Origin of the sequence: Aeromonas allosaccharophila, from assembly GCF_000819685.1 — a bacterium.
Classification (GTDB): Bacteria; Pseudomonadota; Gammaproteobacteria; order Enterobacterales; family Aeromonadaceae; genus Aeromonas; species Aeromonas allosaccharophila.
The window spans coordinates 21,573-43,247 of sequence record NZ_CDBR01000043.1; the positions used below are offsets into that span (position 1 = coordinate 21,573).

General features: G+C 60.9%; 20 protein-coding genes. 7 read left to right on the forward strand and 13 right to left on the reverse strand.

All coding sequences use genetic code 11. From position 1 onward, the window contains the following. Positions 1-15: 15 nt before the first annotated feature. Positions 16-924, reverse strand: coding sequence for a bifunctional GNAT family N-acetyltransferase/hotdog fold thioesterase (locus tag BN1115_RS09275; protein WP_042656922.1), 909 nt, complete (start codon positions 922-924; stop codon positions 16-18). Between the two features lie 170 nt (positions 925-1,094). On the opposite strand from BN1115_RS09275, the gene BN1115_RS09280 reads away from it, so the two are divergent. Then, positions 1,095-1,775 carry a spermidine synthase gene (locus tag BN1115_RS09280; protein WP_042656937.1) on the forward strand — a complete coding sequence of 227 codons (681 nt, stop codon included), beginning with the start codon at positions 1,095-1,097 and terminating at the stop codon, positions 1,773-1,775. On the opposite strand, the gene dtd is transcribed toward BN1115_RS09280, so the two are convergent. The 5 genes from dtd to BN1115_RS09305 form a co-directional block, all read right to left on the reverse strand. Beyond that, a complete protein-coding gene (gene dtd / locus BN1115_RS09285; RefSeq protein ID WP_042656923.1) occupies positions 1,764-2,201 on the reverse strand; it encodes a D-aminoacyl-tRNA deacylase in 438 nt (145 codons plus the stop codon). The two genes, BN1115_RS09280 and dtd, sit on opposite strands and share 12 nt — an antisense overlap. A gap of 86 nt (positions 2,202-2,287) precedes the next feature. Further along, positions 2,288-3,160: a virulence factor BrkB family protein gene (locus tag BN1115_RS09290; protein WP_042656924.1), complete on the reverse strand. Its 873-nt coding sequence runs from the start codon at positions 3,158-3,160 to the stop codon at positions 2,288-2,290. 177 nt (positions 3,161-3,337) lie between these two features. Beyond that, positions 3,338-4,579, reverse strand: a complete 1,242-nt coding sequence (locus tag BN1115_RS09295) for a malic enzyme-like NAD(P)-binding protein (RefSeq protein ID WP_042656925.1) — start codon at positions 4,577-4,579, stop codon at positions 3,338-3,340. Positions 4,580-4,833: 254 nt separating this feature from the next. Beyond that, on the reverse strand, positions 4,834-6,060 hold the full coding sequence (locus tag BN1115_RS09300) for an aromatic amino acid transporter (RefSeq protein WP_042656926.1): 1,227 nt from the start codon (positions 6,058-6,060) through the stop codon (positions 4,834-4,836). Between the two features lie 229 nt (positions 6,061-6,289). Then, positions 6,290-7,723 (reverse strand): DUF2867 domain-containing protein, encoded by a 1,434-nt coding sequence (locus tag BN1115_RS09305; RefSeq protein WP_042656927.1) that lies wholly within the window; start codon positions 7,721-7,723, stop codon positions 6,290-6,292. Between the two features lie 167 nt (positions 7,724-7,890). Here BN1115_RS09305 and BN1115_RS09310 point away from each other — a divergent pair, with 167 nt between their 5' ends. Next, a complete protein-coding gene (locus BN1115_RS09310; protein WP_042656928.1) occupies positions 7,891-8,982 on the forward strand; it encodes a hypothetical protein in 1,092 nt (363 codons plus the stop codon). A 63-nt stretch (positions 8,983-9,045) separates the two neighbouring features. Here BN1115_RS09310 and priA read toward each other — a convergent pair whose 3' ends face one another. Next, positions 9,046-11,253, reverse strand: coding sequence for a primosomal protein N' (priA, locus tag BN1115_RS09315; RefSeq protein WP_042656929.1), 2,208 nt, complete (start codon positions 11,251-11,253; stop codon positions 9,046-9,048). A gap of 147 nt (positions 11,254-11,400) precedes the next feature. Between priA and rpmE the strand changes: the two genes are divergently transcribed. Beyond that, positions 11,401-11,616, forward strand: coding sequence for a 50S ribosomal protein L31 (gene rpmE, locus BN1115_RS09320; protein ID WP_005340673.1), 216 nt, complete (start codon positions 11,401-11,403; stop codon positions 11,614-11,616). A 100-nt stretch (positions 11,617-11,716) separates the two neighbouring features. On the opposite strand, the gene BN1115_RS09325 is transcribed toward rpmE, so the two are convergent. Both BN1115_RS09325 and BN1115_RS09330 read right to left on the reverse strand, forming a co-directional pair. Further along, the gene (locus tag BN1115_RS09325) at positions 11,717-12,367 is read right to left on the reverse strand and encodes a chromophore lyase CpcT/CpeT (RefSeq protein ID WP_042656930.1); all 651 of its coding nucleotides are present in this window, start codon (positions 12,365-12,367) and stop codon (positions 11,717-11,719) included. A gap of 122 nt (positions 12,368-12,489) precedes the next feature. Continuing rightward, positions 12,490-14,343: a methyl-accepting chemotaxis protein gene (locus BN1115_RS09330; RefSeq protein ID WP_042656931.1), complete on the reverse strand. Its 1,854-nt coding sequence runs from the start codon at positions 14,341-14,343 to the stop codon at positions 12,490-12,492. 147 nt (positions 14,344-14,490) lie between these two features. Between BN1115_RS09330 and rraA the strand changes: the two genes are divergently transcribed. After that, complete coding sequence (gene rraA / locus BN1115_RS09335; protein WP_005340678.1) at positions 14,491-14,976, forward strand: ribonuclease E activity regulator RraA; 486 nt, start codon at positions 14,491-14,493, stop codon at positions 14,974-14,976. 270 nt (positions 14,977-15,246) lie between these two features. On the opposite strand, the gene BN1115_RS09340 is transcribed toward rraA, so the two are convergent. From BN1115_RS09340 to BN1115_RS09350, 3 genes are all read right to left on the reverse strand, one after another. Continuing rightward, positions 15,247-15,921, reverse strand: coding sequence for a 7-cyano-7-deazaguanine/7-aminomethyl-7-deazaguanine transporter (locus BN1115_RS09340; protein WP_042059239.1), 675 nt, complete (start codon positions 15,919-15,921; stop codon positions 15,247-15,249). Positions 15,922-16,080: 159 nt separating this feature from the next. After that, the gene (locus BN1115_RS09345) at positions 16,081-16,368 is read right to left on the reverse strand and encodes a DUF3630 family protein (protein ID WP_042656932.1); all 288 of its coding nucleotides are present in this window, start codon (positions 16,366-16,368) and stop codon (positions 16,081-16,083) included. A gap of 10 nt (positions 16,369-16,378) precedes the next feature. Further along, the gene (locus BN1115_RS09350; RefSeq protein ID WP_042656933.1) at positions 16,379-17,806 is read right to left on the reverse strand and encodes a protein adenylyltransferase SelO; all 1,428 of its coding nucleotides are present in this window, start codon (positions 17,804-17,806) and stop codon (positions 16,379-16,381) included. A gap of 105 nt (positions 17,807-17,911) precedes the next feature. Here BN1115_RS09350 and BN1115_RS09355 point away from each other — a divergent pair, with 105 nt between their 5' ends. Further along, complete coding sequence (locus BN1115_RS09355) at positions 17,912-18,214, forward strand: c-type cytochrome (RefSeq protein ID WP_042656934.1); 303 nt, start codon at positions 17,912-17,914, stop codon at positions 18,212-18,214. Positions 18,215-18,281: 67 nt separating this feature from the next. On the opposite strand, the gene recQ is transcribed toward BN1115_RS09355, so the two are convergent. After that, positions 18,282-20,117, reverse strand: a complete 1,836-nt coding sequence (recQ, locus tag BN1115_RS09360; RefSeq protein WP_042656935.1) for an ATP-dependent DNA helicase RecQ — start codon at positions 20,115-20,117, stop codon at positions 18,282-18,284. Positions 20,118-20,250: 133 nt separating this feature from the next. On the opposite strand from recQ, the gene BN1115_RS09365 reads away from it, so the two are divergent. Together BN1115_RS09365 and BN1115_RS09370 are read left to right on the forward strand one after the other, a co-directional pair. Then, the gene (locus BN1115_RS09365; RefSeq protein ID WP_042656936.1) at positions 20,251-20,715 is read left to right on the forward strand and encodes a thioesterase family protein; all 465 of its coding nucleotides are present in this window, start codon (positions 20,251-20,253) and stop codon (positions 20,713-20,715) included. A gap of 123 nt (positions 20,716-20,838) precedes the next feature. Then, on the forward strand, positions 20,839-21,366 hold the full coding sequence (locus BN1115_RS09370; RefSeq protein WP_005356927.1) for an AbiTii domain-containing protein: 528 nt from the start codon (positions 20,839-20,841) through the stop codon (positions 21,364-21,366). Positions 21,367-21,675 lie beyond the last annotated feature (309 nt).

The following is a 21,675-nucleotide window of genomic DNA, read 5'->3' on the forward strand; positions in this document are numbered from 1 at the left end:
GGGGATACGACGCGATTACTGGCCCGGACGGCGGGGCGGCTGCACCACATAGTGACCACAGAACTCGGCCGCCAGCTTGCCGCCACTGAACAACTGGATATTGAGGCTGAAAGTGGCAGGTTCACCCCGTTTCAGCGGCTGCAACACTGCGGGCATCCCCTCGCGGGCCACCCGCGCCTCCGGCTCTTCATCCACCGGGCCATGATATTTGATGGTGCTCTCGGCCAGCACCGGCTCGCCCACCAGCCCCTCCTCTTTAAGTTGCAGCCAGATCAGCCCCCAGCCCGCCAGCACGCATTGGCTGTAGACACTGCCGGCAAACATGCTGCCATGCACGTTAAAGTTGGCAGCCAGATTGGCCTTGAGATGGAAGGTCTGGCCGTCGTAGTGGCTGATGTGCATCCCCATCTTCTCGCTGATGGGCACCCCGCGCGACCAGCGGGTGGTGAGATCCTGACACCACTCCGGCCGATACTGGATGGTCTGCAACGGGCTCAGGGATTTGATCATCTGGCGATGGGGAATCCGGCCAAAGGAGACGGGGCCGCCCCCCACTTCGAGAAAACCGCACTTGCGATAGAACTCCACCGCCTCCTGACGGGCGTTCATCACCAGCCGTTTCACCTTCTCGCTGCGGGCCAGCTGCTCGAGATCCTCCTCCATTTTGGCGCCCAGCCCCTGCCCGCGATATTCGGGGCGCAGCGCCATAAAGCGGATCTGTGCCTCGTCACCGCCGATAAAGAGGCGGCCCACCGCGATGGGAGTGCCATCGGGTGCCAGCATCAGCCGGTGAATGGCGACCGTATCGTATTCGTCCCGCTCGGAACCGACCGGCAGATTGAAGGGTTTACGCAGAAGTTCCCAGCGCAACTGGTAGTAGGCATCCAGCTCGGCGGCTGTCTGAGGGGTGACTACCCGATACATAGTTTCATCCTTGAGTTTGCGCCAACTGGCAGATGGAAGGGCTTACACAGACGTTTCCAGCGCAGCTTGCAGTAAGTACCCGGCTCGGCTGCCGTTTGGGGGGTGACTACCCGGTACATAGTTTCATCCTTGAGTTACACTGGTCGGAAACCATCTTGCCGTGCAAATTCATGGACTTCAATCTGCAAGCGTACCAAGCCGATCACTTGTTACACCTCAGCGTCAAACCCCAGCGCCGCCTCACGGTACAGGAAAATAGCCACCATCGCTGGCTGGAGATAGACGGCGTGGTGCAATCCGCCATGTCGCTCGTCAACCCCGCCGCCCTCTGTCTGCCCCATCAACGGGTCATTGCCTGTCTGCTGCCCGAGCAGGCCAAACAGATACTCGAGCTGGGGCTGGGAGGTGGCGATCTCACCCGCCATCTGAGCCAGCGCTGGCCCGATGCCCGCCACGAGTGCGTCGACCTCGACGAAGAGGTGCTGACCGTTTATCAGCAGTTTTTCCAGCATCAGGCACACGATGGGCAAGCCGTTCCGACACTCCATCAGGCCGATGCCCTCGCCTTTCTGGAGCAGAGCGAGCAGCAGTACGACCTCATCCTGCTCGATCTTTTCAGTCAGGATGGCAACCCGCTGCTGTTGTTTCAGGAGCGGCTCTACCGGACGCTGGCTCCCCGCCTCTGCGGCACTCTGGTCATCAACCTGCTGCCGCGCACCGAACTTGAGCTAACCCACGCCCTGACACTGATAGAACAGTGGATTGGCCCCGCCACCCCCTATCCGGTCGCTGGGCTTATCAACGTGATCGTCCACGTCATACCGCGGGATCAGGCATCCTCAGACCTGTAGCCAGAAGGTGACCGGACCGTCATTGACCAGCGCCACCTTCATGTCGGCGGCAAAACGCCCGGTTGCAGTCGGGATGCCGCTGGCTGAAGCCTTCGCCACGAAGTAGTCATAGAGCCGCTCGGCCTCGCTCGGGTGGGCACCGCAGGAGAAGCTCGGGCGCATCCCGCTCTTGGTGTCGGCCGCCAGGGTAAACTGGGATACCACCAGCAGACTGCCGCCGATCTGGCTGACATTGAGGTTCATCTTGCCGTTCTCGTCACTGAAGACTCGATAGCCGCTCACCTTGTGCAGCAGCTTGTCGGCCTTGGCCTCATCATCCCCCTGCTCCACCCCGAGCAGCACCAGCAGCCCCTGACCGATGGCGCCGGTCACTTCGCCCTCGACGGTCACGCTGGCCTCGCTGACCCGCTGAATCAATGCAATCACATCCCTCTCCTCTCAAAACAGAACGACCGCCCCCTCACAGGGGCGGTCGTCGATGCTACCAATAAACCGCTGGCCAAGGCGATGGCTTAACCCAGCTCTTCACTGACCGGTTTCTCATATTCGCCGAGACAAGCCGTGGTCTCGGCGCCAAGCAGCACCACCAACCAACTGAGATAAACCCAGACAAACAGGATCGGAATGGTCGCCAACGCGCCATAGATGGCCTGATAGGAGGGGAAGTTGGTGATGTAGATGGCAAAGCCGCGCTTGGCCAGCTCGAACAGGGTCGCCGCCACCAGCGCGCCGATAAAGGCGTGGATCAGCCGCACCTTGCAGTTGGGCACCACGGTATAGACCAGCAGGAAGGTGAGCACCGAGAAGAGGAACGGCAAACCGCGCAGCAGCAGATAACCGATACCGAACAGGCTCTCGGCGCCAAACAGCCGCAGCGAGAAGATGTAGGAGGAGATGGCGATGCTGGCTCCGATCAGCACGGGCCCCAGGGTCAGGATCATCCAGTACATGGCAAACGCCTGCGCCAGCGGGCGGCTCTGGGTCGAGCGCCAGATGTAGTTGAGGTTCTTGTCGATGGCGGAGATCAGCATCAGCGCCACCACCACCAGCGCCCCGATCCCCACCGCCGTGGTGTTGGTGGCATTGGCGACGAAGCCGTCGATGTACTCCTTGAGCATGTCTCCGGCGGTCGGCACGAAGTTGTGGTAGACGAACTGTTCCATCTCCTGCTTGAGGCTCTGGAACACCGGAAACGCGGACATCATGCCAAACACCACGGCGATCATCGGCACCAGCGAGAGCAGGGTGACATAGGCCAGATAACCGGCGGTGACCGTCAATCTGTCCTGCTGGAAACGGCCCCAGACAAACTGGGCGAAGTGGCGACCATCATGGCGCACAAAGGAGAGGGCGTGGGCCAAACGGCCGCTGATTTGCTGCTGCATCTTGATTCTCGTAAGCGTCGTCATGCAGACATTGTGTCAGAGGGGAGCGCTGTTTGACCACCTTTGAGCCAAGATTGCCGCCATGTCCGCCCATTTTCCGTACAGGCTGCGCCTTGGGCCATCACGGAATGCAGCAACAAAAACGGCCCCGATAAAGGGGCCGTTTGCAACGCCGGATTACAGCATGTAGTCCGCGGGCAGCTCGGTGCGAGCAACGCCGGAGGCCACCGCCGCCAGCGCCACGGCGCGGGCGACCCGTGGCAGCAGGCGGGCATCCATCGGCTTGGGAATGACGTAATCCTTGCCGAAGGTGAGCGCGCTCACCCCGGCGGCGGTCAGCACCTCGGCCGGCACCGGCTCCTTCACCAGACCGCGGATCGCCTCGACCGCGGCGATCTTCATGGCATCGTTGATGCGGCTGGCGCGGGCATCGAGGGCGCCACGGAAGATGAAGGGGAAGCAGAGCACGTTGTTGATCTGGTTCGGGTAGTCGGAACGACCGGTACCCATGATGAGGTCGCTGCGTACCCCGTGGGCCAGCGCCGGTTTGATCTCCGGGTCCGGGTTGGAGCAGGCGAAGATCACCGGGTTCGGCGCCATCCGCGCGACCGCTTCGGCGGGCAGCACATCCGGGCCGGAGACGCCGACAAACACGTCCGCCCCTTCGATGACATCCATCAGGGTGCGCAGCGGGGTATCGTTGGCGAAACGCTGCTTGTACTTGTTGAGATCGCTGCGGCCGGTGTGAATCACCCCCTGACGATCCAGCATGAAGATGTTGTGCGCCCTGGCGCCACACTTGATCAGCAGATCCATGCAGGCTGTGGCAGCAGCCCCCGCCCCCATACAGACGATGCGGCTGTCGCTGATGAGCTTGCCCTGCACTTCCAGCGCATTGAGCAGACCGGCGGCGGTGACGATAGCGGTGCCGTGCTGGTCATCGTGGAACACCGGAATGTCGCAGCGTGCGATCAGCGCCTCTTCAATCTCGAAACATTCCGGCGCCTTGATATCTTCCAGATTGATGCCTCCGAAGGTATCGGCGATAGCCGCCACCGTGTCGATAAACTGCTGGCTGGTCTCGTGCTTCACCTCGATGTCGATGGCGTCGATGCCGGCGAAGCGCTTGAACAGCAGGGCCTTGCCTTCCATCACAGGCTTGGAGGCGAGCGGCCCCAGATTGCCCAGACCCAGAATGGCGGTGCCGTTGGAGATGACGGCCACCAGATTGCCCTTGCCGGTATAGCGGTAGGCATCGGCCGGGTTGGCGGCGATCTCCCGCACCGGCTCGGCAACACCCGGGCTGTAGGCCAGCGCCAGATCGCGGGCGGTTTCGGCAGGCTTGGTCAGGGCGATGGCAATTTTGCCCGGTACGGGCTGGGCGTGGTAATCGAGTGCTTCTTGACGCAGATCGGACATGGGGGACCCCGATGTGGTTGGTGCAAATGAGGTGCCGACAGGGGGCACGCAGAAGGGCGGGGATCATAAAAGAAAGCGGTGGGCATGCCCAGCAGATCATGCTGCCATCAGCCAGATCAGACCAGTTATTTCAGCACCTTACCCCACCCATACCTACCACTTTAGTTATAGATCCTGCTATGTGGGGTAAAAATGGCGCAAAAAGGGCGGCAAGTTGGCCTTGCCGCCCTTTCTGTCAGTGCTGTAGACCTGACTCAGTTGCCCAGATAGACCGGCAACAGATTTGCCATCGACAGGAAGTGGAACAGCGCGGTCGCCAATCCGAACAGGATCAGCAGCCAGGCCATCAGCTTGCCACCGGGGGTGACGAAGTGGGGGGTCACCTCGCCCCGCTCGGCCCGTGCCCGGGTGCGCAGCACCAGCAGTGCCGGGATGATGCAGGTCCAGATGGTGGCGGCGGCACCGGCATAGCCGATGGCCAGCAGGAAGCCGAACGGGAAGAGCAGCGAAAGCACCAGCGGCGGCAGGAAGGTGACCGCCCAGGTCTTGCTGCGACCGGCACGGCTGTTGTCGAACTTGAACAGATCCGCCAGATAGTCGAACACCCCGAGCCCTACCCCGATAAAGGAGGAGAGGATGGCCGCCATGGAGAAGCCGTTGATGGCGCTGGCCACCTTCTCCGATTCAATTACCCCGGAAAGGGCGGAGAGCAGCACGCTCACGTCACCTCCCTTGGCAATCACCGGAGCAAAATCCTGACGGGGCAGGTTGCCAAAGATCCCCAGCAGCCAGAGCACGTAGAGCGCCAGCGCGATCAGGGTTCCCCCCAGAATGGCCCATCTGGCCTGCTGCTCGTTTTGGTAGTAGGCGCGCAGGGAGGCAACCGAGTGATGATAGCCGAACGAGGTGAGCGCCACCGGCAGCATCGCCATGGCATAGGGGGCGTAGCGGTTTTCGCTGCCCGCCAGATCGAGCAGGGTCGGCAGCTTGATATTGCCGAGCAGACCGGCCACACCGAGGGCGAAGCTGAGGATCATGAAGGCGATCAGCACCACAGAGATGCGGTCAACGGCGCGGGTCGAGTGCCACACCACCAGCGAGAAGAGCGCCACGAACAGCACCGAGGCGAGCTTGCTGTCGATCCCCAGTACCCCCTGCAAAATGGCACCGGAGGAGGTGATATAGGCGTAGAGCAGAATGCCGCCAACAAAGTAGACCGAGAGGTTGTTGAGGAGATTGAGCTTCTCCCCCAGCAGCTCGCGGGTCACGGTATTGAAGGAGACCCGCATGTCGTGGTGCTGGAAAGATTCCAGCAGCATCCAGCCGGAGAGCGTCATCATCACCATGGTGACGGTCAGTGCCAGCACCGACCAGAGGGTCCAGGCCCCCGCCCCCGAACTCGGCAGACCGAGCATACCGGCTCCCACGCAGACGCTGGCGATGATGCAGGCGCCCCCCAAAATTGACGGTTTTTTCTTCATAATCCCTTCTTTATTAATTAGTCACACACCTGAACTGCATAAATAGCAGGGCATGATGCCAGTCTTTGCGACAAGACGCACACCCATATCGGGCGAAAACGAAGATTTCACCTCGAACGAGTCTTGCTGACTATGCATAAAATCGGCATAAAAGGCGCCCTGGTAAGGCGCCCCTTGCTGTGGTGTGAACGGCGAAAGTGTGGCAACGGGGACGGTCAGACCGCCCCGTTCAATCCATGACGGGGATACCGGCCCTCGCCTCTGCCTCTTTGGCGATCGCCTCGGTCATCCCCTGAAAGATGAAGAGGTGGAACGGCAGCATGGCGAGCCAGTAAGCCAGCCCCCAGGCGCCCTGCGGATGCCAGTGGGCAGTCAACCGGATGCGGGTCAGGCCAGACTCCTCCGGCAGGATGTTGAACTCCAGCCGCCCGACGCCGGGGGCTTTCATGTTGAACAGCAGATCGAGCCTGCGCCCCTCATCCACCCCGAGGATCTGCCAGGAGTCGAGCATATCCCCCTTCACGAAGCGATCGGGATTGGTGCGGCCACGGGTGCGGGCCGGGCCGCCAATCAGGTGATCCATCCATTCGCGTACCACCCACAGCTCGTTCATGTAGAAGTAACGCTTCTCCCCCCCCAGCTGCTGCAACACCTGCCACACCACCTCGGGCGAGGCGAGACAGATCGCCTCGCCGCTGGCGGTGCGGTCATAGAAGCCATATTCGGGATGGCGCCAGCGCAGGCCAAGCGGTGTCTCCTGCCCCTGCTGCTCGGCCCCCAGCTTCTGCTCCAGCGCCAGACTCTCCGCCAGCGCCTCGTCGAAGCTGAGCAGGGTCTGCGGCAGCAGGGCCCGCAGCGGGCCGTCATCGGCCGGAATATCGTGCTTGAGACCGCCCACAAGCGCCTTGGCCACCGGCTGCGGCACCGAGGTGACGAACTGCAGCCACCAGGCGGAGAGACGCGGGCTCAGAAACGGGATGGGAATAATCGGGCAGCGCTTGCCGATATGGGCGGCGAACTTCTGCAACTGCTGTTGGTAGCTGAGCAGCTCGGGGCCAACCGCATTGAAGATGCGGCCATCCACCTCATCAGCCTCCACCAGCCCGCCCAGATAGTACAGCAGGTTGGAGAGCGCGATGGGGGGCGTGCGCGAGCGCACCCATTTCGGCGTCACCATCATCGGCAAGTTGAACACCAGATCCCGCATCACCTCGAACGCCGCCGAGCCGGGCCCGATGATGATGCCGGCGCGCAGCTCCACCGTCGGCACGCCAGAGTCACGAAACAGCTCGCCACAGTGGCGGCGGGAGTTGAGATGGCGGCTGTTGCACTGCTCGGGCTGGATTGCCCCGAGATAGATGATGCGGCGTACCCCGGCGGCGCGGGCAGCGGCGGCGAAGTTCTTCACCCCTTGCTGCTCCAGCCGGTGAAAATCGGCCCCCGCCCCCATGGCGTGTACCAGATAGAACACGGTATCGATACCGGCCAGCGCAGGCAGCAGGGTGATGGGCTTGAGGCTGTCGGCGAGGCGAAACTCCACCCCCTCCGGCAAGCGGCAGGGACGGCGCGCCCCGGCAATCACCCTGTAGCCCAGGGTTTGCAGGTGGGGCACCAGATAGGAACCTATGTAGCCCGCAGCCCCCATCACCAGACAATTTCTCATCCTCTCTTCCTCTTCACATGTTGCGCCCTGCGCTTGGGCAAACGGGCCAGCACCCGCATGCCCATCATCCTGCCACGCCGCCACCTTGCAACCTAGTACTAACCACCTCCCTGATTAGTCCGATTTGGTGTTAAGCCTTGTGCACTACCTGGTCGATAACTGACCAGATGTATAGCGCCGAGGGCGAACGTATGCGCATCGATCACTACGACCTCCAGGGGGAGGTGCAATACCGGCAGCAACAGGCCCAGAGCCGTAAGGTGCGCAACCTCGGGCCCGTGCCACCCGCCGTCAATCCACCGGAAGGCAACAGCACGGCAGCGGCAGGCGAACGCCGCAGCACCCTGACTCTCGCCAGCGCCCTGACGCTGCAAGCCGCGAGGCAATCTGCCGCCAGCCAGCAAGCGACAACACCTCCCACCCCGCCCGCCGCGGAAGTCGGCAAAGAGCAGGATGGCATTCCCGACGATGGGCTGGATAACCGCCAGCGGCTGATCAAGCTGATGATTGAAGCGATGCTGGGCCACGAAATCGAGCTGCCCAAGCCGATCAAGCCCACCGAAGAGGGGAGCGAAGGGGTGACCCAAGGAGAAGCCGCAGCTCAGGCCGCCGAGCCGGATCAACTGGTGGAGGTGACAGACACCCTGCTGCAACAGGAGCAGCTCAACGTGGTGGCGTCAGCCAGCGTAGCGACTCAGGATGGTCAGACTATTCAGCTCGATCTCGGCTTTGTCCTCGACTGGCGTCAGCTGGAGGTGAGCCAGCGGCGCACCACCCTCAATGCCCTCAAGGATCCGCTGGTGCTCAGTCTGGATGGCAAGATTGCCGATCTGACCGAGGCACGGGTCACTTTCGATATCGATCAGGATGGCAAGGAGGATAGCCTGCCGGGTCTGCGGGAAGGGCGCGGCTTTGTAGCGCTGGATCGCAATGGCAACGGCACCATAGACGATGGGGGCGAGCTGTTTGGTGCCCGCTCCGGCAATGGCTTCGGCGAACTGGCGACGCTGGATGAGGATGGCAACGGGGTGCTGGACGCGCGGGATAGCCAGTTCTCGGCGCTGCAGTTCTGGCACCCGGAGCACGCCCCCATCGCTCTGGTGGAGCTGGGGATCGGCGCCATCCTGCTGCACCCTCTCGACACCCCCTTCACCCATCTGGGGGAGAGCGGCACTCAGGGAGTGCTGCGCCAGTCAGGCCTCTATCTCACCGAACAGGGTAAGGGGGGCTGGGTACAGCAGATCGATCTGCGGGTCTGAGCCCTAAAACGGAATCACCCACCGGTCGCTGACGAGCACAGCCAGCGACCGGCTCCGGCGCCATCAACTCAGTTCGGTAGGGTCGATATCCAGACTCCAGCGCACCTTTTTGGTCTCCGGCCAGCCTTCCAGCTCCGTCACCGCCCAATCCAGCAGCTGGGCCAGCGGTGCCCGGTTCGGCCCCTGCACCAGCAACTGCATACGGAACTTGCCCGCCTTGCGCTCCATAAAGCCGCTGATGGGCCCCAGCACCTGAACATGGGGATAACGGGCGCTGCGCAGGGTATCGGCGAGGCGGGCGAGGAATAGCTGCACCTCGTCACGGCCGTTGGCCTCAGCCCGAAACAGCCCCTGATAGCTGAAGGGCGGCAGCCCCAGCAGGCGGCGCTCTTTCAACGCCGTATCGGCGAAGTGGCCGTAACCATTCTGGGTCAGATCCTGCAGCAGGGCATGTTCCGGATGGTGGCTCTGCAACACTACCAGCCCCGGCTTGCTGGCGCGCCCGGCGCGGCCCGCCACCTGGGTGTAGAGCTGGGCCAGCTTCTCGGCGGCGCGAAAATCGGCGCTGAACAGGGCGCCATCCACATCCAGCAGGCCCACTAGCGTCACATCCGGAAAGTGGTGACCCTTGGCCAGCATCTGGGTGCCGATCAGGATCTTGTACTTGCCCGCCTTGATGTCGCCGAGATGGGTCTCCAGCTCCCCCTTGCGGCGGGTGTTGTCCCGATCGATGCGCACTACGGAATATTGCGGAAAAACTGTGGTGAGCAACTGCTCCAGTTGCTCGGTGCCCACCCCGGAGCCAATCAGCTCGTTGCTGCCGCACTCGGGGCAGTGATGGGGCAGCGGGCGCACGCTGTCGCAGTGGTGACAATGCAGTCGTCGCCCAGCCTGATGCCAGGTGTACCAGGCATCACACCGCTCACAAGCAGCGCTCCAGCCGCACTGGTGGCAGATAAGGGCCGGGGCATAGCCACGGCGGTTGAGAAACAGCATCACCTGATTACCCGCCGCCAGATGTTCCGCCATCAGCTGCTCCAGCTGGGGGGAGAGCCCGGCCTGCAACCGCACGTTCTTGATATCGAGGATCACCTGACGGGCAGTCTGGGCGTTACCGGCACGGCGAGTCAGGGTGAGATGGTGATACTTGCCAGTGCGGGCGTTGTGCAGCGTCTCCAGCGACGGAGTGGCCGAGCCGAGCAGGATGGGAATACCTGCGCGATGGGCCCGCATCACCGCCAGATCCCGCGCGTGGTAGCGAAAACCGTCCTGCTGCTTGAAGGAGCCGTCGTGCTCTTCGTCGATGATGATGATGCCGAGGTTGTGAAACGGGGTGAACACCGCAGAGCGGGTGCCGATCAGGATGGCGGCGCCGCCATCCCGGCAGGCGAGCCAGGCATCGAGCCGCTCCCGATCGTTCATGGCGGAGTTCATCGCCACCACCGGCACGTTGAAACGGCGGCGGAAGCGGTTGATGGTCTGCGGGGTAAGACCGATCTCCGGCACCATCACCAGCGCCTGCTTGCCCGCCTTGAGCAACGGCTCGAGGATGCTCAGGTAGACCTCGGTCTTGCCGGAACCGGTGATGCCATCGAGCAGGAAGGCACCGAACTTGTCGCTCTGGCTGGTGACGGCAGAGACGGCCAGCGCCTGCTCACCATTGAGACGCAGCCCCTCTCCCGGCTCGAAACGAGATGCCCAGTCGCCGTCATGGCTTGGCTCCAGCGAGCGCTTCTCCAGCAAGCCCTTCTTCTCCAGCGCTGTGAGTGCGGCGCTCTGGATCTCCTCCTGCTTGAGGGCGGAGGGGGTCTGCGGCCCCTTGCGCAGCAAGGCAAGGGCCTGCTGCTGCTTGGCAGCCCGCTTGAGCTCGTTGAGGTCGATGGCCATCCCCGCCTCGGTGGCAAACCAGAACTCCAGCTCCCGATAGGCGGCTGGCTCCCCCTTGCGCACCAGCACCGGCAGGGCGTGAGGCAACACCTCCCCCAGCGGATGCTGGTAGTAGCTGGCGCTCCAGTTCATCAGCGCCAGAATATCCGGCCCCAGCACCGGCGTCGCATCGAGTACCCGCTTGATGGGCTTGAGCTTGTTGCGCGGCACCTGACTGTCGGCCGGATGCTCCACCACCAGCCCGACCAGGGTCTGGGGGCCGAAAGGGATCTCGACCCGGCAACCGGGGGCAGGTAACGGCAGGGGAGAGAGATAGTCGAAGTGACGGCGTAACGGTACCGGGACAGCGACACGAACCAGATCCAGCGTTTGGGAAGAATTCACCAGGGGTTGCCTATTTTTTCTGCGAAGCCACTTGCCTGATCTCAGGCATTTCCTATATTATTCGCAGCCTTTGAAACTGTGTTCAACAATCGTGTGGTGTCCGACGAGAGATCGGATGGCGACACGGCCTATTAATTGAGGTTGTCCATGAAAGCTGGTATCCATCCTGACTACGTAGCCATCACCGCCAAGTGCTCTTGCGGTAACGTCATCAACACTTTCTCTACCATCGGTAAAGATCTGAACCTGGACGTGTGCTCCGAGTGCCACCCGTTCTACACCGGCAAGCAGAAAGAAGTTTCTAGCGGCGGCCGCGTAGACAAGTTCAACAAGCGTTTCGGTGCGATGACCACCAAGAAGTAATTTTACTTCTGAAGAATTCTGAAAAAGGCGCCCATCGGGCGCCTTTTTTACGATCCCTGTTTTTCTTCCTTCACGTTCCCGCAGCCAGACGCATTCACGCCTACTGGCCAAATCCTCTGGAACGACGCAAATAGACATACCCCTCACCCGGACTGCCCCAACGCGACCGTCCTTCGTTGTCATAGGCACGATCCAGCAATCTGACGCTGTCGGGGCCAATCCAGATATGCTGCACCAGAGTACTGGCACCACCAAAATCGGTGGAGCAGTGGCCCACCCGGGTATGACCGGCATACTCGCCGGACGGGGTGCGGGTCAGCCAGATCTCGCAACCGTGGCGCAAGGAGAGCTGCTGCGGGGTCAGGCTGTCGAGCAGGGAGGGATCGTGCCAGGCGCCGGCAAAATCGGTGGCCCGGGGCATGGTCAGTTCGGCCATCAGGATCCGTCCGTCAGGGGCGGGGGAGAAGCGGTAGATGCGCTGGCGGAACGGGCGGATGGAGCGCAGGCTCAGGTACTGTTCGGCATAGACCCAGCGGTAGCCCTGATAGCCGGGCCAGATCTCCATCAGCCGCAGCTCGGCACTGGTAAAGCGGCTGTCGTAACTGGCCTGCTCCCGGCTCGTAAAGGCCCCGTTGAACCAGCTGAGCAGCGGCTCCATGCCTGGCTTGAGTGGGGTGGCCTGGGGTGCCGGGCCTGCCAGCACCAGACAGGTGCAGAACAGCCCGAATACGGCCACCAGCAACTTTGCCATCGAATCCTTCCGAATCATCATAGTGGCGGCGATTATATGAGCGAATGCCCCCAATAACAGCCATTACGATCAAATCATTGCCACTCTGATGTGAAAACCTCGCAAAGATGTCAGTCCGGTCACTAAACCCGGTATTTCGCCACCGCCTGATTCAACAGTTGCGCCTGCTTGTTGAGCCCATCACTGGATTTGGCATTTTCCTCCGCCATGGTGCTGGACTCCTGAGCGATGTCGCGGATGTTGTTGACGTTGCGGTTCACCTCGTTGGCCACCAGACTCTGCTGCTCGATGGCCGCCGCGATCTGGGTGCTCATGTCCATGATGTGGGTGACATCCTGGGTGATCTGCCCCAACAGCTCCCCTGCGGTACTGGCCTGCTCCGAGCTGCGGTTGCCCTGCTCACGGCAGGTCGCCATCATCTCGACGATGCTGCCGGTCTGCTTTTGCAGGGAGCTGATGATGCCGGCGATCTCCTGGGTCGATTTCTGGGTGCGAATGGCGAGGCTGCGCACTTCGTCGGCCACCACCGCAAAACCACGACCCTGATCCCCCGCCCGCGCCGCTTCGATAGCCGCATTGAGCGCCAGCAGGTTGGTCTGCTCGGCAATGCCACGGATCACATCCAGCACTGAGCCGATGGTCTCGCTCTCTTTTTGCAGTTGCCCCACCTCCCTGGACGAGCTTTCCAGATTGCCCGCCAGCGAGCGGATCTGGCTGACCGTATTTTCGACTGCGGTGCGCCCCTCCATCGCCTTGTTGTTGGTGGTCTGGGCATTGTTGGCGGCCTGTTCGGTATTGCGGGCGATCTCTTCGATGGTGGATCCCATCTCGGTGGAGGCGGTCGCCACCATGTCGGTCTCCTGCAACTGGCGCGCCGCCCCCTCGCTGGTGCGCTGGACGTTGGCCGAGAGGTGATCGGCTGCCTCCGTCAGGGTATGAACACTCTGCTTCACATCGCCGATCAGGGTGCGGAACCCGCCCAGCATCACGTCCAGATTACCCGCCAGCTGGGCCATTTCATCAGCCCCCTGCAACTCGATTTTCAGCCGCAGGTCATTATCCTGACGAATGCGATTTACCGTCTCGTTCACCCGGGTAATGGGGCGGTCGATGCTGCGGCCGAGCAGTACACTCATGATGCCGATCAGCACGATAATCACCCCGCCACAGACCAGCATCAAGCTGTTGAGGCGAGCGGTCTGCCGCTCCAGTTCATCGACAATGTGTTGGTCGACGGTCGCAAACCCCTGTTCGGTTTGATGCACCAGATCCCGCATCTGGTTGCGCAACCCTTCACCCTCTTTCAGACCCAGCACCTGCATTCCCTGCACCAGGGCGACAAAATCCTGCCGGTATTGCTTGCTGGCCTGCTCCAGCTTGCCGCGATCCGCCTCCGGCAGAGCGGCAAGGCTATCCTGAAAGCTCTTGTGCAAGGTCTCGAAGCGATCCAGATACTGGATGTCGGAGCGCAGCATAAAGTCCTTCTCCGCCCGCCGCAGTTGCAGCATGGTGATGAGCAGCCCCTGCTGATCCAGCTGCTTGAGGCCATCTTCCACCTCATGCACTGCGGCCCGCAATTTGCCATAGAGACCATCTTCCGGCCCCAGCCCTATCTTCTGCTGCTGAGCGACCAGGGCGCTGAAGGCGCTGCCATAGGCCCCCATCTGCTGATCCAGCCGGGTCAGCTCACCATGCACCACGCTGATATTGTCATCGGCACTCAGAGTGCGGTTGAGCGTATGGAAACTCGCCAGCACTTTATTGAACTGATCGACGAAGGTCATCTCCTTGCGGATCACAAAATCCTTCTCGGCACGCCGCAGATTGAGCATGGCGATCTCCAACTGATCCACATTGCGCTGGGCATCGGCCAGATGACGACTGACCTGACTGGAGTAGAGAAACAGGCCACTCAGTACCAGCATGGCAATCGCCACCAGCACGGTATTCAGGATCAATTTATGGCGTATAAGCACGATGGACCTCTCGCAAACCAGGCAATGGACTGCATTGAGCTTATGCAGAAAAGCGGCGACGGGTGATCTGTGCAAGGAATATTCATTGAAATGCCACACCCACTCCTTATACTGGTTGCACCTGTTTCCAGCCGTGGATTTGACACTATGGAATACAACACTTCAGAATTGTGCGACATCTATCAGGACATGGTGGATGTACTCGAACCCATGCTCTGCTCCTTCGGCGGCCGCGCCTCTTTCGGCGGCGTCATCACCACAGTCAAATGCTTCGAATCGAATGGCCTGATCCGTGAACTCGTCAAAGAGAACGGACTGGGGCGCGTGTTGCTGATCGATGGCGGTGGCTCCATGCGCCGCGCCCTGATCGACAGCGACATCGCCACCACGGCGGCCGAGAACGATTGGGAAGGGATTGTCTGCTACGGTTGCGTCCGCGAGGTCGATATTCTGGAAGATCTGGATATCGGCATTCAGGCGCTAGCAGCCATTCCGGTCGGTGCCGACAGCAAGGATGTAGGGGAGACCGATCTGCCGGTCAACTTCGGTGGCGTGACTTTCCTGCCTGACGACCACCTCTACGCCGATACCACAGGGGTGATCCTCTCCCCCGAGGCTCTCGATATCGAGTAAGCCACAGACAGAGTGACGACGGGAGCCTTGGCTCCCGTTTTTTATGGCTGCAATTTGCTGAAAAAAGACAAAAAAAGAGGGCCAGATAAACTGGCCCTTAACTGGAAGCAATGTGAGCAATGTCGTGCCTTCACAAGAAGTCCATCACGTTGGAACGAATGAAGTCTTTCCCGGAAAACAAGTTAACAATAATCATTCTCATTTAACTAGGCAAGCGCTATTTGCAGAAAGTGCAAAAAAATTGACCACCGCGAAGGGTGGTCAATTTCATCAGGCTTGTCGGGTGGCCGTCTGCAGGCTGGATAATCCGGCCTCGCCCACCAGCTTGCGGCTGAGGTAACGCAGCAAGACGCCGTAGAGCGGCACGAACAAACCAAGGCTTATCAGCAACTTGAATACGTAATCGACGGTTGCGATCTCGACCCAGTGTTCCGCCATGAAGGGATCTGTGGTGCGCCAGAAGGCCACACTGAAGAAGGCGATGGTATCGACCAGATTACCGAACAGGGTGGATGCCGCCGGAGCAACCCACCAGGCTTTCATCAGTCGCAGCCGGTTGAACACCACCACATCCATGAACTGACCCACCAGATAGGCCATAAAGCTGGCCAGCGCGATGCGTGCCACGAACAGATTGAACTCGGCCAGATTGCCAACACCCTGGAAGCTCCCTTCGAAGAAGAGCACGGAGAGCGCATAGGAGACCGCCAGCGCAGGCAGCATCACGGTCTGGATAATCTTGCGCGCCAGACCGGCACCGAAGATCCGCACCGTCAGGTCAGTGGCCAGGAAGATAAACGGGAAGCTAAACGCACCCCAGGTGGTATGGAAGCCAAACACGGTGATCGGCAGCTGCACCAGATAGTTGCTGCTGGCAATGATCAGAATGTGGAACAACGACAGGCGAACAAGCGCCGTTTGGTACTGCGCGGGGGTCAGATTCATCTTGTGACCTTTTTGGTTAATGGGGTTAGGGAACCCATACCGCCACCATTGGCGATAATCGAGGGGCGAGATTATACGCCCCCAAATCGATAGTTCAATCTTTATGCGATGATACGCACCCGGATTGGCCAGCCACAGAGCAGGCCTCGCGGGCGATGGTTACTCCTTGTGTTGCCTGGCGAGCCAGAGCAACACCTCCCGCTCCGCCGGGCGTAACGCCTCCAGCCAGCAACCGCTGTAGTGTTCATACTCCAGCCGGAACTGGCTCCCTTCAAACGCCAGCAGCCAGCTGTGGCGGTCGGCCCCCACATCCTGCTCGAGCGGCAGCAACTCCCACTCTTGCAGCAAGGCCTGCGCCAACACCGGAAACGTGTCCCAGTCGAGCGCAGGGCAATCCAGCGTCACCACGGCGGCTTCGTTATCTATCTGTTTGATCTGCCAGCTCATTCCCTGTCTCTCAGCTACTGCAGGATAGCTCGCCACCGCAATACCATGCCGGCGCCGGGGTGGCGAGATCCTCATATTCGGGGTGTTCATCATAGGGGCGCTGCATGGCGGTGAACAACCGCTCGAACGGCTGCATATCCCCTGCATCGGCGGCATCGATCACCTGCTGGGCCAGCGCATTGCGCAGCACATACTTGGGATTGATGGCATCCATCTGCGCCTTGCGCACGGCATCCACGCTTCCTTCGCGCACCAACCGCGTCCGATAGCGCTCCAGCCACGCCTGCCAACCCCGCGGATCAGGCAACAGGGCCAGCAGAGACGCGGGCCACGCTCCCTCTTGCGTCACTTCACCGAGACGACGCAGGAACAGGTGGTAATCGACCTTGTTAGCCGCCAGCAGCCGGAACAGCTCGCGGAACAGCGCAGGGTCATCCTCCTCCCACACCGCCAGCCCGAGTTTGGCCCGCATCAGTTCGGAGTAGTGCAACATCAGCTGCTGTTCGTACTGGGCCAGCGCCGCAGCCAGCGCATCACCGGCGACATGCCCCGCCAGCGCCTGCGCCAGCTTTTGCAGATTCCAGTAACCGACCGCGGGCTGCTGATCCAGCGCGTAACGACCCGCCGGATCCGAGTGGTTGCAGACAAAATCGGGCACGTAGGCATCGATAAAGCCATAGGGGCCGTAATCCAGCGTCAAGCCGAGCAGCGACATGTTGTCGGTGTTCATCACCCCGTGACAGAAGCCCGCCGCCTGCCATTTGGCAATCAGCCGCGCGGTGCGACGCACCACCTCGGCAAACAGTTCGGCGCCACTCTCCAGCTCGGGGAAATGGTGACGCAGCAGATACTCGATGAGCGGCGGGATCTTCTCCCCCTGCCCGCTCCAGGCGAAATACTCGATATGACCGAAGCGCAGATGGCTGGGAGCGGTACGCAGCACAGTCGCCCCCGTCTCCGCCTGCTCGCGGTAAACGGGCTCCTGACTCCCCACCAGCACCAGCGCCCGGGTGGTGGGGATGCCGAGGGCATGGAGCGCTTCGGAGGCGAGATACTCGCGAATGCTGGAGCGCAGCACGGCACGGCCATCGCCAAAACGGGAGAACGGCGTTTTACCCGCCCCCTTCAGATGGAGATCCCAGCGGCTGCCATCCGGCGCCAGCTGCTCACCCAATAGCAGCGCCCGACCATCCCCAAGCCGGGGGCTGTAGCCCCCGAACTGATGACCTGCATAGACCTGCGCCACCGGCTGCATGCCGGGCAGCACTTTTCCCTCGCCACAGCAGGCAATCCAGTCAGCCTCTCTGACGCCTCCCAGCCCCAACTCGGCCAGCAAAGCCCGGTTGAGATGAAGCAACCGGGGTTGCTGCAGCGGCTGGGGGACCACGAGTTCACAGGCCCAGGGCAACTCGGTCGCAAAAGTGTTGATCAGCTTCATGGTTGTGCCATTCGTCCCTGCGTATGCTCGTGTCACTCTTTATACTGCCGTCAGCCACGCTTGTGCTCACTGGCAACCATCATTTTTCAATTCAAGGAGAAGAAGATGCAAAAATGGGTATATGCCCTGCCCTTGCTGGCACTGGCGTGGGGTCATCAGGCCAAGGCTGCCGATATCGAAGCCGGCAAAGCCAAGGCGGCGGTCTGTGCCGCCTGTCACGGCGTGGAAGGCAAGGCGATGATCCCCAACTACCCCCATCTGGCGGGTCAGAATGCCGCCTATCTGGTGAAACAGTTGAAAGCGTTCAAGGATGGCACTCGCAAAGAGCCCTTGATGGATCCCTTCATGGCGCCGCTGACCGAGGCGGATATCGACAATCTGGCGGCCTTCTACGCCAGCCTGAAATAACCTCGCGTCTGACCCTAGGTTCTTCCGAGCCACGCTTACCGTGGTCGATTAGGCAGCCTAATCGACCCTAACGACGGCAGTAGTCGATGATCAGATCCATAAAGGCTTCGCCAAAGCGCTCCAGCTTGCGGTGACCGACACCGTTGATAGCCAGCATCTCGTCTTCGGTCATCGGCATCAGCTGTGCCATCTCCACCAGGGTCGCATCGTTGAACACCACGTAGGGCGGCACCTCTTCGTCCTCGGCAATCTGCTTGCGCAGACCGCGCAGCTCCTTGAACAACCGCTTGTCGTAGTTGGCGTTGTCGAGCAGGCCGTTGCGCTTCTCCTTGCGGCTGGAGATAGGCTGCAGGCGGGGCACCGCCAACTCCAGCTTCACCTCGCCACGCAGCACGGGGCGGGCCGCTTCGGTCAGCTGTAGCACCAGATTGCGGGTGATGTTCTGGGTCAGCAGCCCCTTGTGGATCAGCTGGCGGATCACGCTCATCCAGTATTCGTGGCTCTGATCCTTGCCGATGCCATAGGTCGAGAGCTTGTCGTGGCCGTGATCCTTGATGCGCTGGTTGAGCGAGCCGCGCAGCACCTCCACCACATAACCCACCCCGAAGGCCTGCCCCACCCGCCAGACGCATGAGAGCGCCTTCTGGGCATCTTCGGTACCGTCATAGCTCTTGGGCGGATCGAGACAGATATCGCAGTTGCCGCACGGCTTGTCGTTGTATTCGCCAAAGTAATTGAGCAGCACCTGACGGCGGCAGGTCTGCGCCTCGGCGAAGGCCGCCATCACGTTGAGCTTGTACTGTTCCACCTGCAACTGCTGGGGATTCTCGATGTTGTCGAGCAGACGGCGCACCCGGCCGATATCGGCAGGATCGTAAAGCAGCAGCGCCTCGGCGGGGGTGCCATCGCGCCCGGCACGGCCGGTCTCCTGATAGTAGGATTCGATGTTCTTCGGAATGTCGTAGTGCACCACGAAGCGCACGTTGGGCTTGTCGATGCCCATGCCAAACGCCACCGTTGCCACCACGATCTCGACATCATCCTTGAGAAAGGCATCCTGGGTCTGCTGGCGCTGCTCGAGCGGCAGCCCCGCATGATAGGGCGCCGCCTTGCAACCGTGGCGGGATAGCCGCTCGGCCACCTCCTCCACCCGGTTGCGGCTGGAGCAGTAGACGATGCCGCAGTTGCCTTTCTGGCTCTGCACGTAACGCAACAGCTGTTCCGCTGCCTTGAATTTCTCCACCAGGCTGTAGCGGATATTGGGGCGGTCGAAGCTGGCGGTATGAATAAAGGGATCGTTCAGCTCGAGCCGGTGCAGCATGTCGCTGCGGGTCGCTTCGTCGGCGGTGGCGGTGAGCGCCACCACCGGCACCTGCGGAAACCACTGCTTGAGTCGCCCCAGCGCCGCATACTCAGGCCGAAAATCGTGGCCCCACTGGGAGACACAGTGCGCCTCATCGATGGCAAACAGCCCGAGCGGCAGCTCGGCCAGCCGGTCCATAAACTCGTGCTGCAGCAAGCGCTCGGGGGAGACATAGACCAGCTTGATCTCGCCGCGACGCATGGCGGCGAAGTTCTGGATCATCTCCTCCCGACTGAGGGCCGAGTTGATATAAACCGCCGCCACACCGTTGGCGCGCAGACTGTCGACCTGATCCTTCATCAGCGAAATAAGGGGAGAGACCACCACACCGAGCCCGGGCCGCAGCAGCGCCGGGATCTGGTAGCAGAGCGACTTGCCGCCGCCGGTGGGCTTGAGCACCAGCGCATCGCGCCCCGCGACGATCTGCTCGATGATCTCGAGCTGCCCCGGCCGAAACTGCTGATAGCCGAAGACCGCCTGCAGCAAGGCAAGCGGACTCTCTGGCTGAGGATCTGGCAGGGTTTCGGCAATCGCGGTCATGGGCTCTCCTTTGGGGTCGCCATTCTAAAGCAGCCGCCGCCCACAATAAACCTGCCATTGCGACTGTTAAGAAACTGTTGCAGACTGGCTGGAGTTTTTACTCGGCTTTGATGACAAGGATTGGGATCAGAGAATGAAACAGATGCTCAAGAAGATGGCGCTCAGTGGCATTGCCAACCTGTTTACCGAGAAGATGCCGTTCAACAAGCTGATTGGCATGCAGGTGACCCACTACGACTTCGACAAGGTGGAACTGCGCATCAAGATGGACGACAAGCTGATCGGCAACCCTTTCCACAACATCCTGCACGGCGGCGTCACCGCCACGCTGCTCGATGTAGCGGGCGGCATGATCGTCGCAGCCTCCTGCATCGACGAGCTGGAGGAGTTCTCCCCCAGCTATCTCAAGGAGCGCTTCGCCCGCCTAGGCACTATCGATCTGCGGGTGGATTACCTGCGTCCGGGGCGCGGCAACGAGTTTATCGCCACCGCACACATCATCCGGGCTGGCAGCAAGGTCGCCGTCGCCCGGATGGAGCTGCACAACGAAGAGGGCACCCACATCGCCTTCGGCACCGGTACCTATCTGGTGGGTTGAACCAAGTTAGTGCATAAAAACCACGCGGCTAATCCACTTTTAATCATTAGATTCCTTACCCCTCTGGCCGAACAAGGTCCATACTGATAGTCGGGATTGTGTGCAGAGGGAGGATTGCAGGCGATGAGTGCGAAACTGGCCATCAAACCATCCAGAGCCTTGTTGACACAGCTCGAGTCCATGCTCGACGAGGTGCAGACACCCGAGTGTCGCCACTGGTTGGAACAGGAGCTTGAGGGGTATTCTCTATCCTCACCCCTGCCTTGGTATCGCATCGTTCCCTGTCGGCAACGCGGTCACTTTCTGGATCTGAAAACGGGAAAATATTTGACCTGTCACATCAACAGTCAAACGCTATGCCAACGCGATCTGGCCCAAATTCAGTTCATTTATGCCCGTGAACCCGCCGCCCACTATTTACTGCAACGCAATTCCGGTATTGAACCTTGGCCAGAGCAGCTGCTGGAAGATTATCAGGAGCAGTTGATCCCCGGTCATTTATGCCTGCAAGCCTGGCATGAGCCCGTGATTTCATTACGTGCACAACTGATGGAGGGAATAGAACATTTCATTAGTGAGTACCCCAAGCACGCGGCCTTGCTGCCTCAACACAGTTTCAAGGCTTTGCGGCATCAGCACTGGCATATCTGAGTAAGCGCCTGGCGCGCAAGGAGGGCACCATAGACAAGACCCATAGCGAGATTGCCACAATCTAGAGTGCCGGAGTCAGGATCAGACTCCACCGATGGGCCACCGAGCGGTGGCCCTTTTAATTTCCGCAGCCACCACACTATCGACAACCCAGCGCACCATAAACTGTTGTGGTCAACTAAGACCCGGACACCTGCTTATATCCAATCTTTACCCGCCCTCCCATATCCCACCGACTTATCGCCCCTCTATCCCCTCCCGAACGGAATAAAAGTGGGTTGCCATCGCAAGCGGATAGCGGATAGCGGA